Genomic DNA, 13,516 nt, shown 5'->3' with positions numbered 1-13,516 from the left:
GTCGTTCGCCTACCAACGTGACGAGCTTTCGTGACAACAATTCTCATCCAACATGTTCATACACTCTGGACCAAGCGTTCGCGTGGCAGTGACGGAGCTCGACGTCGAAACGGTGTTCCGCATGCTGTAGCTTTGCCGCCGCAATGCGTACGCAATTCACGATGGATTCTACATTTAGCGACCTATTCCGAATGGGAACAGTTTGATCGCTCGGACCGGTGCGTTTATGCGGAAGACTTCAAGCAGTTGGGAATTCGTGATCTCGATTTCCAGCCTCAGGATGATGGGGTAGTGGTCCGCTATCATCGCGACTGCAACAACGCCGCTAGAACTTCGCCACTTCCATTCACTGACCTTCCGAAGATTGACCGAAACCATTGGATTCAACTTCGCTACAATGGTCGGTACGTGCACCGTACCACTGGCAATTGGTGGTACGAACAATCGTGTTACAATATCGGGTGGTTCGACTCGTTTGCCGAGGATGTGTTCCTTTCGACTGAACCAATCAATCGGTTCGAAGAGATCGCCACGCTTCATTGACTCGAACAATCGGCGAACATCTACATGGCCTTTGAAGTCAAGTAGTACGTACGGGTAGACACGGTAAAAGTTGCCATTTTTTTGTAGCTTGGTTTCGTGAGTTCCCTTTCGCCTTCGCCCTTCACTCACAGTTGCGTTGGTGAAGGGCGAAGGCGGAAGGGAACGGACCAACTCGAATCAGTTCCGAATTTTCTATCACTCAGATCGAAACGGTTGTTCTTGTTCCCTTTTGTCGAGCTCGGAGCTTGCACTCTGTCACCCGACCCCTTTGGCTACGGTACTGGCTTGGCTTTTCCTGGGGGGAGTCCACTCGCGGGCCGAGCTGATGCTAGCGGTTGTCTTGCGCGTTTCCTTGTCGCTGAACTGCCCCGCTCGCCGCAGCGAGTCGGAACACGTGCTTCCCAGCAAGGCGGTTGCGTTCAAACATCTACCGGTGCTCTGCCAAACAACGCCGTGAAGCATTGCTCGGTGTCGGTCTGCGGCTGCTCCGAGGAGCTTACCACATTTCAATTGACCGACCGCATAGAAACTCATTCTGACCTGCTCGCTGCTATTCAATAGGGTTGGCTTTCCGGCCACGCACGCTCTTTACGAGTCACGCAGACGCGGTTCCAGTTCGGGTTCAGCTAGTCGCTCAGGTGCAACGTTTGCCTCAGTTCGGTGGAGTACTCCTAGTCTTCTGGATAGTTCTACTGGTTGGTTCTCTTCTGTAAGTAAAACGCTTCGCCAAGCCTCCAATCAATGCGCGTAAGCTCGAAACATGCGTCCGAGGAAAGCCTTTCAGGTCAGGCGGCTCCTCAGGGAGCCTCTGCCTACAACGACGGGTTCTTTCGCAGCTCTCTTAAAACGGCTCTGTTTCCTAGTGGCTTAGTTCGCCGGCCTGGCTAGCTTGGCGAAGCGAGTTCTCTTGTGTGTTAGGTTCCTATCATTAAGGTGGTGTGTAAAACAAAGCTGCTTCGTTGATTTTTAGCTGAGTAAGCGGTTGAGGTCGAAGACTTGACGACGTCTAAGCATAAAGTAGACGGCCCGACCAAGCTTGACGGCCAAGATCGAGTTGGCTCGAGCCACTCCGTGCTTGCGTTCGATTCGCTGGCAGAAGGCTTTCACTTCTGGCGACTGGCGTTTGATCAGCGGTACAATTTCGCTGAACGCCCATTTGAGATACGCGTTGCCAATCTTGCGACCGGGCGAACCGTAGTTCTTGCCTGCCGAAGTATGCTGACCGCGAACCAGCCGAGCATAGGAGAGGAACTTCCCGACTTCACCAAAGCGTCGGATGTTGTGGATCTCGTAGAGGATCGTCATCGCGATAATGCGTCCAACGCCGGGGATTGTTTGTAGCAAGAAGAAGTTGTTAGGGTCGTGAACTTTGGCAGACCGCTCGAGGAAGACTTCCAGGCGTTTGATGTGTTGATCGTAGTCGTGAAGCAGTCCTAGGTCGGTTTCGACGGAGAAGTGCAGTGAGGGATCGGTGAAGGCATCGGCGACTCCGGCGCGGTTACTTGCATACTGGAGCTTTTTGGTCGGTGGCAAGTTGGCTTGATGATGCAGGTGGGTTAAGTGCGTGAGCGTTTCGCCTCGGCGGCGTACCAGATGCATGCGTCGCCGCAGCAGATCACGAGTGCTGCGCCAGGCGGCGGGATAAGCGTAGGCGACGGCAAAGTTTCCACCGCGAAGCAGGTAGGCGAGTTTTTCGGAATCGATCGCATCGTTTTTGACTTTGCCGGCATGGATAGCGCGTAGATAGAGGGCGTGGCCCAGTACAAAATGGATGCGTTGAGCTTCGCACAGGTCGCAGAGCCAGTACCAGTTGAAGGTCGATTCGCATCCGATGACGAGGTTGGAGCGAAAGGGCAGTAGTTTTTCGAGGAAGGTGGCGGTATCGCGGGTATGGAAGTTCGCGTGGAGTCGTTTTTCTCCTTGGGAATCGACGACGCAGGCGTACATACTGTTGGCGTGTAGGTCGATTCCGCAGTAGAATTGATGCTGATTTTGATAGAATTTCATCGTGAGTGTCTTCTTGGGTTGAGGGTGAAACAGTTTTAGCCAGCGATAGATTTCGCTTTGGAGTGTAAGCTCCATTGACGAACGTTTTACAGCTCCGACTGTAATGGAAAAACTGCCTCACCCAAGGAGGCCATGATGAGTATCAGAATGTTGGACCGAAGCCCCCGACGGTGCGTTTCGAAATGGAAGCCTTGTTGGCGGGGGCTCGGTCAACATGGACGTTATCCGACTGATGACTGTCGCATGCTACTGACGCAGAGCGTTTTTTCAATCGCGACGAGAATGGTGATGAGCTCGAGCGTATTTGCCGTACTTTCACATTTTGCTGCGAAGATTCGAAGGCACTCAACGAATACCCAGAGAGTGATCGCTTCCTTTTTGGTTGCCGCTGCTTCAATAGGTCAGAGTCAAGAAAACCGATGAAAGTTCGCTTTAAAAAGTGGTTGGGCAGGTTCACCAAGGCAATATTTGCATTACTTTCGCTCAGCGGCACGGCGATTCTTGTTTGGTGGTGGCTTCAGCCGCCGTTTCCTGAGAATAGGCCTGAATTACAGGAGGAACGCGTTGCATCCGAGGGCTACGAGCCCGTCGTGCGTGAAGCCACTAAAACTCTGAGCGAGGTTGCCGTCGAGCTTGGATTGCCATCCGTCTCGATTGCGGTATGTGTCGGCGGAGAAGTAAAGTGGGCGGCCGCATTCGGTATTAGTGATCTATCAAGTGGCCGCAAAGCTGACCTTCGAACTTTGTATCGAACCGGTAGTGTTGCCAAGGCAATGACCGGATTTGCCGCTGCTCAACTTGTCCGAAAGGGCGACCTGGAGCTTGACGCAAGCGTACATCAGTATCTCACCGATTATCCTGAGAAGCGATGGGATCTTACATTGCGTCAATTGGGTTCGCACACCGGTGGCGTACGGCATTACGCCAAGCCTGGAGAATCGGGTTTCGCAGCAGAACAGTTCTCCAAGCATCACTACGCTTCGGCAAATGAAGCTCTCAATATCTTCAACAGCGATCCACTCGCGTACGAACCCGGAACGGAATTTTTGTATTCTACGCATGGTTTTACACTGCTGAGTGCCGCAATGGAGAAGGCCACGGCATTAGAGTATCCTGACCTGATGGAGGAAATTGTTTGGGGACCTCTGCAAATGCATGACACTGATATTGACGACTTCAGAAAACGAAATGTCAAACGTGCGGTTCCCTATATGTCGATAGGCGGACGTGCGATTTATATCGAGGGCCCCAACCCAAGCTATAAGTGGGCGGGAGGCGGACTGCTCTCAACGCCGACGGATCTTGTCCGGTTGGGCAACGCCATGCTCTCCGAGGAATTTTTGAGTGAAGAACAGCGGAACGATTGTTTTACTCCTCGGCCTCTGGCTAACGGATCGGACAATCCGCAGGGCTACGCTCTTGGCTGGCGTAATGAAACACAGATCGACTTGATTGGATCTTCAGAGCCACTCTCTGTAATGCATCACGGGGGTGAGTCTCCGGGTGGATCTAGCTTTGTCTTGTTGATTCCAGACGCAGAAGTTTGTGCTGCCGTGATGACAAACGTCTCTCTGGCGGATTCATGGCCACTACGAGAAGCCTTATACAAAATTTCCGGTAGGTTTCGTCGCGTTGCAATAGAAGCTCTGTAGGTGGCGTTGCCTACTTTTTAAGTTTGAATTCACACGGGCGGATCTCCAGGAACATCACCAGCTTCCCACCCATGAGCGGGGTGAATTGCGTTAAGATGGAAAGGATGCGGCAACGGGCGAATGTTCCTCCACTGCCACCCCGAAGCGCAGCGTTGTAAGCCTGATAACAATGACATGCACCGGAGCCGGGCTTGCACGCGTTTTCAGGTGGTTGCTTTAACACTCCCGACCCGGTGATGCCGGACGTTATGCCCTCAATGTTTAGCCACTTCCCGAACATTCGACCTTCGAACCCAAACAGATTCCCCCGTTATCGCAATGCCAACCACAGACTGAAACAATGACCACGCAACACGCAAGCGAGCAACAACGCCATGAGTAGTGAATCTGAAAACATCGTATCTGGTGTTCGGGTCTCCGTTGTCGGCAAGGGCGGCCGCGACTTCTTCGGGATGCTTGATTCGTCTGGTATTCAATACATTCGAAAACGTCCACCAATGGGCGTTCCGATGGCCGGTGCTGATACTGCCGTCATCGCCGCTGCTATGATCGGAGCCTTTGCCCAAATCATTGCCGCTTGGATTACGTCTCGCCCATCCAGAAAAACTACTGTTACTCATATTGATCGCTCCATAACTGAAATTACCGTTATAATGAATCCAACTGACATCAACAAAACTCTTGATACTGCGTTTAGGGTGATGGTGTTCGATACCGACCCGCCTGAAGACCAGCCAGACAAGCAGGCATAACACACAGTTGCACTTAAGCCGCCGGGCGTGCGTTTTTGAAATGGATACCGTTCACCGGCGGCTAGGTGAACGGTGGCGTTCTGTTGCTTGAGGACCCATGAGGCGCAAACGCTTGAAACATGCCGCGGATACTTTGTGTCACATGTTTTGCGGATGGCGTCTTGCCAATTCCTATTCCGACCTCGAAACGCTTGGTTCGGGAACTCTTGAGATTGACGCACTTTCCGGCGATGCGAGATTCAACGGCTCTGCGATTGGACCACTAAATATTGCTGGCGAACTTCAAGCATGGCTACAGCACGATTGTGAAAACAACAATATTCCACTTTCGGGTATTCTTCACGCTCGACTCATTGCCGAACTTGATCTTACAGAAACCGCATGGAAAAACAGATCGACGAACGCTCATTGGTTTGATGAAAATGGCGGGAAAATTGATTGGCGTCAAATCAAACGATGTGTGATAAACTGTCGCTCATCAATCAAGACGGCTGAACACGAATATGATTCCGTTTACGATGACATCGAGGAATGGCCTGAAGGATTTCCTGGGGCGAACTGACACTTGAACAATCGCAACAGAACAACGCGATGCACACGAAGCGGCCGATCGCGCGGTTTGCCAATGGAGAGCGTGTCTCCGGCGGCTCGGTGATCGCCAGCGTTCGTCGGTCAACCGTTACTGCTGATGTTGCGCTTGCAACTTCCATGCTCGACGAGACTGACCTTCATTGCAAATGAACTTGCAACGCGCGGACGACGGATGCTTCGGTATGGACCACATTGGATCTGAAAACCGACCTGAGTTGCAATCAATGCACGCTGACGATCGTGATCGCAAAACGACGCGCGGATGACCTCCAATAATCGACCAGCGCCGCAAAAAGTTGCTCTGACCTTCATTGGACGCTACACTAACCATTCAATCGTCGGACTCTTCGGTCACGTAAGGCCGCAGCCCAGAAACAAAAAAAGACCGACGAACAACAAAATGCACCGAAGTCGCAAGTAAGGTCATCGCCTAATGGTCGCTCAATCCCTTGCGACTCGGTGATTTTAGACCGTTATGCCCATGAGCACATCACGCCCCGAGATTTGCGATCATCCATTGATCCAAGCGGATGATCTCCGCTTTTACCTCTCCGATCGTCTACGTGATGGCAACATCGACTTGTATTCGGCATTTCTACTCGCACACGAGGCGCTCCGGATCGGCCGCAACGGATATCTACAACCAGCTTGGAACTACAATCTATCAATATCGGGCTTGCTAAGAATATTCATGCACTGCCTAACCGCACGTGCTTTTCGCGCCGATAGAATGGCAACGATCGCCGAAGATTGGCTGGTCAATGATGCTTCCCACTTACAAGAACACCGCCCACATTTCTTCACCGATCGACTGTCGGATGGGCGTGCGTTGATCACCGATGGTGCGTTTTTGGAATCGTTGTCCGAAATGCGCGAACAATATGATTCACTGAATGATGACGAAGGCCCGTTTCACGTCGAGGTCTTCCCATGGCACTACGCCGCCCCTGAACGCGAATTACTGATGTCGGATTCGCAGGCCAAATTTCGCAACACCACTTCCGTTGATCCCGAGATCGAGGACTTGATTGTTGATCTGTGCGGCGGACAATGGGCATAACAAACCGGTGCCCCCCAGTCGCGTTGGTTGCCGCATTTTGAAGTCACGATCACTCACGCGACTGGGTGACCTTCGTCATTCGTCGATCAACACTTGAGATACGCAATTAGGACCGATGAATGATGGCAATCGAACGATGACTGTCCCTGAGTTAATTGCACAGTACTGTGGTGGCGCACGCGAATTCATTGACATTGATCTGGAAGACAACCTCGATTTTTCGGGTGAGAATTTTGAGGGAGCGATCTTCGATGGAACTTGGCTTTTTGGCGCCAATTTTCGAGACTGTAAGCTGCAAAACACGAGTTTTCGTCGCTGCAATTTGAAATGCTCCGACTTTCGTCGGGCTGATCTTCGGAATGCGGTTTTCGACGCTGCCCTCGAGAGTTCGGAATTTGCCGGTGCGATATTGGATGGAGCAAACTTCACAGGCTCCACGACCTACGGTTATACTATGAAGCCTGGCGAATTTCCGCCCCAATGAAATAAAATGAGAACGCGACGAACCAAGCGATGCACCCAAGGCGCCGGTCGGCCGCAAATTTAAATCATGGTTTTTTCGCGGCGACATGGGTGATCGCCAGCGTTATCCGAATTGAAAAGAATGATCAGCACTGAAGATCGTATTCGCAAAATGATCCGAGCAGCACTTCCTAGCTCAACACCTGAGGGAATAATTAGGTGTAACGCGTCCTCAGATTCTCTTGGTTGGACAGGTCATTATCGCGTCTCTTACGAGTCCTCAGAAACTGCGGACTTCAGCAATCTACTTCCGAGCGATCGAAAAAATCCAAAAAACGATTTCCTCACTCAACTAAAGCAACTTTATGCAGAATCATGCGGCAAAAATGATGTGTATCCGTGGTACCGCTGTAACATTGAGCTCAAAGGCGACGATTGCTCTTTTCGTTATTGGCGGGAAGATCCTACCATTTCAGATCTTTCGCTGCTTGAGCCGGATCTTCACGGATCAATGCCAACTTTTCCGTTTCGCAATCGATTTACGCTAGACCTTTTGAAGCAGTTAAAACCAAAGGATTACGAAAATGCTTTTCTAGAATTCGTACCAAATGCGATCCATGACGGTGCTAAACTCCCACAGATTACATATGGTTATTTTGCACTAATCGACTGGCAAGCCGACACAAACAATGGATCGTTAAATCAGTACTTTGATAGAGCATCCGATTGCCTTGGCGCTAACGTCGAGCGAATAGATCTTTTTCCTGAGGTTCGGACGACACTTAAATCGCTTGAATTGAATGACGCTGTAGCTTTGTTTGAGGAAGCGATTGCCCTTTATTCTCATTTTCATCCAGCCGTAGATCAAGCTCGCGATTCAATGCAAATCCCAGCGATACCAATGCAGACGGAAAGCGATATTATGGCTCGGTACTATGATATGCTCAGTCAAATAGAATCGCGCCAATGGTCTTACTTTGGGGACCATCTCAAAGACTTTGCTGTTGGATAACTAATGGATGCACCAAAGCGGGCGGACAAGCCGAGTTTCAATACTTTGATCACTACGCCCGCTTGGTGATCCTGGTCGTTACCGCATCAAAGGATAATTGAATGGAGAGCCCGTACGCGCCTCCGCTTAACGCATCGTCAGAGACTTTGAGCCGTAGTTGGGTGCGGACTGGATTCGCGACTATCACCGCATTTATGTCGGTGCTAATGCTTGTTGGGATGGTAAGCAACTGCATCATCTTTGCTCAACTCCCGACATGGCCAACTGCGATTTGGCAGTGGGTGGGAATCATCGCAATGACATTTGTAATGTTGACGACCTCGCTTGCCTTTGCCTGCATCTCTATCGGGCTATTTCGAAACGTGGCCACTACCTGGAAGCGTGGACTTTGGATTCTATTAGGGAGCGTCTTAGGCTATGTTGCAATTGTTGCGTATGCCCTGACAATGCGAACCCTTACCTGATCGTGGCAGAAAATGCGGTAACTATCGCATGCACCGGAGTCGCGGGTCGGCCGGTTTTTCAATGGAACATCACTCGCCGCGACCGCGGTGATGCGTAACGTTATCAGGTCCAACAACATTTTTGCATTTCATGAAATATGATCGACGGGATTGAAACAATTTACCAACGAATTGCAGATGGTGCTGTTACCTCCCTTCCGGGAGACTGGAAAACAGCACAAATTGAAGCGGTGTTCTATTCAGACAGCATTGACTACTTTTGTGAATACACTACGGCATCTGGTAAGAGTGTAGACTTTGAGATCACAATGGACGTTACGCGTGCATTCAGAGAGCTCCGAAGCAAATTCAGGAACGCAGAAGTACCTTTGTGGGGACAGGCTAAATTTGAATTGCATAACGACGGCAAATTCACTATCAAGTGGGGTTATGATAATTGCGATGAGAATGGAGACACTGTTTGGAACGCGACAGAATGGCATCAGCGTTTGGAGAAACGCAGGAATCGTCATAACCATGGCTAGCGTTATAATATTGACGGATAACTAGTGGATGCACCGAAGTGGCGATGCGGTGGGAATTTGAAATGGTGGGTTTACCTTCGCCACTCGGTGATCCTTGTGTTCCCCGACAACATGAATCAGCCTGAAGATACCGTGAAGTCGTTTATCCGCGAATACGCTGAGTGGAATCAACGCGCAAATGACCGCTGCAACGCAGTGCGATCCGGCGGCCCTGAAGACCAACTGGCATTCAAAACGGCTGAGACTGAATATATCGAAATCATCAAACGGTATGGAAGCAAGTCAGTTGTTCCGCAAGCGATAGCGTTCGGTGACGATACAACGCATGATCCAGAACGAGAGTCGATTGAATCCGTCGATCTCGACGAACAGATCGCCACGGTTCGTACCCGCCACATTGGCATGTTCGATTTTGTATCCAACTACGAATACCTGCTACTCAAAGAATCCGGTGAATGGCGAATCTCATCGTTGCTGTATATTGATGACGATGGCTCCTACGAATGCTTGTAACCGAAAGAGCGGGGAACCAAGCGATGCACCCCAGTCGCGGAGCCGAGCGTTTTGATAGTGGAAAATCTTTCTCCGCGACGGGGTGATCGCGGACGTTATTTGCTTTGATGGTCGAGACTACTGAAACCATTCGAACCGTACTCACGATCCAAGATCGAGGCGTCGTCGTATTGCCAGCAATTCCTTTTGCCACGAACGTGAATGTACGTGTTGGCGATCACGGCTACATACTCACACCGAATGGTGATTGCATAGACGTAATCATACGTGGTATGGAGCTTGTGCGAACGTCGAATCCGCTTGGTGCAGGCGTTCTGCTGCCGAGCGGCTTTGTTGAGTCCGATGTTCCGATTGGCTCGACATTCTTTGGTATCGCCGATTCACCGATGGACGGATCGCGGGATCACTCTGTATACAGTATAGGAGATGATGTTTCCGTTCGGCTGAACTGTCGGAACAAAACCTTTCGGGCAGGAACAATCGAGGAAAAGAAATGGCATCACAAGAACGGATTGTGGTACTATTACATTCGCGATTCAGACGGGTATCGTGTCAGCAAGCGGTACACGGCGGCTTGTCTTCTTCGCGTCGAAAACCGCAGATAACAAAACCATGCACCGAAGTGGCCGATCGGCGGCGATTGACTTTAGAAACTTTTTTGGCGGCCACTCGGTGATGGTTGCCGTTATCGGGAATAGGGAGGGCAACCGAACCGCAATCGACGATTGTGTGTCACTGCGACCATGGACCCCCAAACCGCACGAGCACTCCTGATTCTTGACCTCGACGAGACGCTGATCCACGGCTCAGAGACCCGGCTGGACCGAGATGCAGACTTTTCCATTGGGCCGTTTCACGTCTACAAACGACCTGGGGTTGACGCGTTTCTCGCAACGGTCGACCGTTACTATGACCTTGCCATATGGTCCTCTGCATCTGGCGACTACGTGCAAGGCATCGCGAATGCCTTGAGGGTCAACGTATCGGAGTGGAAATTTGTGTGGTCACGTTCACGATGCGTCCAGCGAATGCACCCCGAGACCTTTGAGGCAATTCCCATCAAAGATCTCAAAAAAGCCGCACGTCAGGGTTACCCAATGGAAAGAATCCTTATCGTGGATGACACGAGAGATAAGGTGAGCCGCAACTATGGAAATGCCATCTATATTCCGGAGTTTGTTGGAGCTCATGACGACACAGAACTACCACAACTGGCAAAGTTTTTGATACACTTGCAGTCGGCGCCAAATTTCCGATCCGTCGAGAAACGCGGTTGGCGTTCCCGTTCACTCCCAGACCCGCGATGAAGAAACCCGATAACATCTACATGGCCTTTGAAGTCAAGTAGTACGTACGGGTAGACACGGTAAAAGTTTGCCATTTTTTTGTAGCTTGGTTTCGTGAGTTCCCTTTCGCCTTCGCCCTTCACTCACAGCTGCGTTGGTGTAGGGCGAAGGCGAAAGGGAACGGACCAACTCGAATCAATTCCGAGTTTTCTATCACTCAGATCGAAACGGTTGTTCTTGTTCCCTTTTGTCGAGCTCGGAGCTTGCACTCTCTCACCCGACTCCTTTGGCTACGGTACTGGCTTGGCTTTTCCTGGGGGGAGTCCACTCGCGGGCCGAGCTGATGCTAGCGGTTGTCTTGCGCGTTTCCTTGTCGCTGAATTGCCCCGCTCGCCGGAGCGAGTCGGACCACGTGCTTCCCAGCAAGGCGGTTGCGTTCAAACATCTACCGGTGCTCTGCCAAACAACGCCGTGAAGCATTGCTCGGTGTCGGTCTGCGGCTGCTCCGAGGAGCTTACCACATTTCAATTGACCGACCGCATAGAAACTCATTCTGACCTGCTCGCTGCTATTCAATAGGGTTGGCTTTCCGGCCACGCGCGCTCTTTACGAGTCACGCAGACGCGGTTCCAGTTCGGGTTCAGCTAGTCGCTCAGGTGCAACGTTTGCCTCAGTTCGGTGGAGTACTCCTGGTCTTCTGGATGGTTCTACTGGTTGGTTCTCTTCTGTAAGTAAAACGCTTCGCCAAGCCTCCAATCAATGCGCGTAAGCTCGAAACATGCGTCCGAGGAAAGCCTTTCAGGTCAGGCGACTCCTCAGGGAGCCTCTGCCTACAACGACGGGTTCTTTCGCAGCTCTCTTAAAACGGCTCTGTTTCCTAGTGGCTTAGTTCGCCGGCCTGGCTAGCTTGGCGAAGCGAGTTCTCTTGTGTGTTAGGTTCCTGTAATATGGTGGTGTGTAAAACAAAGCTGCTTCGTTGATTTTTAGCTGAGTAAGCGGTTGAGGTCGAAGACTTGACGACGTCTAAGCATAAAGTAGACGGCCCGACCAAGCTTGACGGCCAGGATCGAGTTGGCTCGAGCCACTCCGTGCTTGCGTTCGATTCGCTGGCAGAAAGCTTTCACTTCTGGCGACTGGCGTTTGATCAGCGGTACGATTTCGCTGAACGCCCATTTGAGATATGCGTTGCCAATCTTGCGACCGGGCGAACCGTAGTTCTTGCCTGCTGAAGTATGCTGACCGCGAACTAGCCGAGCATAGGAGAGGAATTGACCGACTTCACCAAAGCGTCGGATGTTGTGGATCTCGTAGAGGATCGTCATGGCGATAATGCGTCCAACGCCGGGGATTGTTTGTAGCAAGAAGAAGTTGTTAGGGTCGTGAACTTTGGCAGACCGCTCGAGGAAGACTTCCAGGCGTTTGATGTGTTGATCGTAGTCGTGAAGCAGTCCTAGGTCGGTTTCGACGGAGAAGTGCAGTGAGGGATCGGTGAAGGCATCGGCGACTCCGGCGCGGTTACTTGCATACTGGAGCTTTTTGGTCGGTGGCAAGTTGGCTTGATGATGCAGGTGGGTTAAGTGCGTGAGCGTTTCGCCTCGGCGGCGTACCAGATGCATGCGTCGCCGCAGCAGATCGCGAGTGCTGCGCCAGGCGGCGGGATAAGCGTAGGCGACGGCAAAGTTTCCACCGCGAAGCAGGTAGGCGAGTTTTTCGGAATCGATCGCATCGTTTTTGACTTTGCCGGCATGGATAGCGCGTAGATAGAGGGCGTGGCCCAGTACAAAATGGATGCGTTGAGCTTCGCACAGGTCGCAGAGCCAGTACCAGTTGAAGGTCGATTCGCATCCGATGACGAGGTTGGAGCGAAAGGGCAGTAGTTTTTCGAGGAAGGTGGCGGTATCGCGGGTATGTAAGTTTGCGTGGAGTCGTTTTTCTCCTTGGGAATCGACGACGCAGGCGTACATACTGTTGGCGTGTAGGTCGATTCCGCAGTAGAATTGATGCTGATTTTGATAGAATTTCATCGTGCGTGTCTTCTTGGGTTGAGGGTGAAACAGTTTTAGCCAGCGATAGATTTCGCTTTGGAGTGTAAGCTCCATTGACGAATGTTTTACAGCTCCGACTGTAATGGAAAAACTGCCTCACCCAAGGAGGCCATGATGAGTATCAATGCGCTGCACACAAGTCGCGGATCGGGCGTTTCCTGATGGATAGTTTCTTGGCCGCGACTGGGTGATCGCGGCCGTTCGCCGAAATAAAATATGACGTCAACAATTAACATGTCGAACAGCGCTGATAATTGCGACATCGCAGCCGCCGATGTGTCTTTTGTCGACTGCATCGCCGAGGGTGTCTATTTTGAAACCGCACGCTTGACGCGAGTCACGTTTACTCGTTGCGACATGTACTGGGCGTCATTCTTAATGGCACAACTTGACGACGTCACCTTCGACCATTGCGACCTTCGCGGTTCAGACTTCACGGAATGCATACTGACGAATTGTTGTTTCCTGCACTGCAATGTTGGAGCTGATGCGGTCGGTGGCGAGACTCGATTTGACGGCGTAGACCTGTCGACCGTAAAATTTCTGAACTGCCACGGACGCTAATCGCTGGCTCGATAGTTGGGCATCGTAAGCGGCGAACCATG

Annotated in this window: 17 protein-coding genes; 13 read left to right on the top strand and 4 right to left on the bottom strand. The window is 51.4% G+C overall.

Annotated features, from left to right (window positions below; genetic code table 11):
• Positions 1-30: 30 nt before the first annotated feature.
• Positions 31-543 (top strand): hypothetical protein, encoded by a 513-nt coding sequence (locus SH451x_RS11450; RefSeq protein ID WP_479362595.1) that lies wholly within the window; start codon positions 31-33, stop codon positions 541-543.
• Between the two features lie 255 nt (positions 544-798).
• On the opposite strand, the gene SH451x_RS11445 is transcribed toward SH451x_RS11450, so the two are convergent.
• Positions 799-1,077 (bottom strand): hypothetical protein, encoded by a 279-nt coding sequence (locus SH451x_RS11445; RefSeq protein ID WP_479362180.1) that lies wholly within the window; start codon positions 1,075-1,077, stop codon positions 799-801.
• 432 nt (positions 1,078-1,509) lie between these two features.
• Positions 1,510-2,625 carry an IS110 family RNA-guided transposase gene (locus SH451x_RS11440; RefSeq protein WP_479362594.1) on the bottom strand — a complete coding sequence of 372 codons (1,116 nt, stop codon included), beginning with the start codon at positions 2,623-2,625 and terminating at the stop codon, positions 1,510-1,512.
• 344 nt (positions 2,626-2,969) lie between these two features.
• Between SH451x_RS11440 and SH451x_RS11435 the strand changes: the two genes are divergently transcribed.
• The 11 genes from SH451x_RS11435 to SH451x_RS11385 all read left to right on the top strand — a co-directional run bounded on the left by SH451x_RS11435 (position 2,970) and on the right by SH451x_RS11385 (position 10,887).
• Positions 2,970-4,202 (top strand): serine hydrolase domain-containing protein, encoded by a 1,233-nt coding sequence (locus SH451x_RS11435; RefSeq protein ID WP_479362593.1) that lies wholly within the window; start codon positions 2,970-2,972, stop codon positions 4,200-4,202.
• A gap of 374 nt (positions 4,203-4,576) precedes the next feature.
• Positions 4,577-4,954, top strand: coding sequence for a hypothetical protein (locus SH451x_RS11430; RefSeq protein WP_479362592.1), 378 nt, complete (start codon positions 4,577-4,579; stop codon positions 4,952-4,954).
• Between the two features lie 97 nt (positions 4,955-5,051).
• On the top strand, positions 5,052-5,516 hold the full coding sequence (locus SH451x_RS11425; RefSeq protein ID WP_479362591.1) for a hypothetical protein: 465 nt from the start codon (positions 5,052-5,054) through the stop codon (positions 5,514-5,516).
• Positions 5,517-6,026: 510 nt separating this feature from the next.
• Positions 6,027-6,605: a hypothetical protein gene (locus SH451x_RS11420; protein ID WP_479362590.1), complete on the top strand. Its 579-nt coding sequence runs from the start codon at positions 6,027-6,029 to the stop codon at positions 6,603-6,605.
• A gap of 115 nt (positions 6,606-6,720) precedes the next feature.
• Positions 6,721-7,089 carry a pentapeptide repeat-containing protein gene (locus SH451x_RS11415; protein ID WP_479362589.1) on the top strand — a complete coding sequence of 123 codons (369 nt, stop codon included), beginning with the start codon at positions 6,721-6,723 and terminating at the stop codon, positions 7,087-7,089.
• A 120-nt stretch (positions 7,090-7,209) separates the two neighbouring features.
• A complete protein-coding gene (locus SH451x_RS11410) occupies positions 7,210-8,079 on the top strand; it encodes a DMP19 family protein (protein WP_479362588.1) in 870 nt (289 codons plus the stop codon).
• 101 nt (positions 8,080-8,180) lie between these two features.
• A complete protein-coding gene (locus SH451x_RS11405) occupies positions 8,181-8,543 on the top strand; it encodes a hypothetical protein (protein WP_479362587.1) in 363 nt (120 codons plus the stop codon).
• Between the two features lie 137 nt (positions 8,544-8,680).
• The gene (locus SH451x_RS11400; protein ID WP_479362586.1) at positions 8,681-9,067 is read left to right on the top strand and encodes an immunity protein YezG family protein; all 387 of its coding nucleotides are present in this window, start codon (positions 8,681-8,683) and stop codon (positions 9,065-9,067) included.
• A 24-nt stretch (positions 9,068-9,091) separates the two neighbouring features.
• Positions 9,092-9,580, top strand: a complete 489-nt coding sequence (locus SH451x_RS11395) for a hypothetical protein (protein WP_479362585.1) — start codon at positions 9,092-9,094, stop codon at positions 9,578-9,580.
• A gap of 107 nt (positions 9,581-9,687) precedes the next feature.
• Positions 9,688-10,185 carry a hypothetical protein gene (locus tag SH451x_RS11390; protein WP_479362584.1) on the top strand — a complete coding sequence of 166 codons (498 nt, stop codon included), beginning with the start codon at positions 9,688-9,690 and terminating at the stop codon, positions 10,183-10,185.
• Positions 10,186-10,323: 138 nt separating this feature from the next.
• Complete coding sequence (locus SH451x_RS11385; protein ID WP_479362583.1) at positions 10,324-10,887, top strand: NIF family HAD-type phosphatase; 564 nt, start codon at positions 10,324-10,326, stop codon at positions 10,885-10,887.
• Between the two features lie 252 nt (positions 10,888-11,139).
• Here SH451x_RS11385 and SH451x_RS11380 read toward each other — a convergent pair whose 3' ends face one another.
• Both SH451x_RS11380 and SH451x_RS11375 read right to left on the bottom strand, forming a co-directional pair.
• Positions 11,140-11,418: a hypothetical protein gene (locus SH451x_RS11380; RefSeq protein ID WP_479362582.1), complete on the bottom strand. Its 279-nt coding sequence runs from the start codon at positions 11,416-11,418 to the stop codon at positions 11,140-11,142.
• Between the two features lie 431 nt (positions 11,419-11,849).
• Complete coding sequence (locus SH451x_RS11375) at positions 11,850-12,965, bottom strand: IS110 family RNA-guided transposase (protein ID WP_479362581.1); 1,116 nt, start codon at positions 12,963-12,965, stop codon at positions 11,850-11,852.
• A 162-nt stretch (positions 12,966-13,127) separates the two neighbouring features.
• Between SH451x_RS11375 and SH451x_RS11370 the strand changes: the two genes are divergently transcribed.
• A complete protein-coding gene (locus SH451x_RS11370; protein ID WP_479362580.1) occupies positions 13,128-13,475 on the top strand; it encodes a pentapeptide repeat-containing protein in 348 nt (115 codons plus the stop codon).
• The last annotated feature ends 41 nt before the right edge of the window (positions 13,476-13,516 follow it).

The organism is Njordella aestuarii (assembly GCF_056494165.1).
The sequence above is the reverse complement of the archived record's forward strand: the minus strand, read 5'-3'. Positions and strand labels throughout refer to the sequence as shown.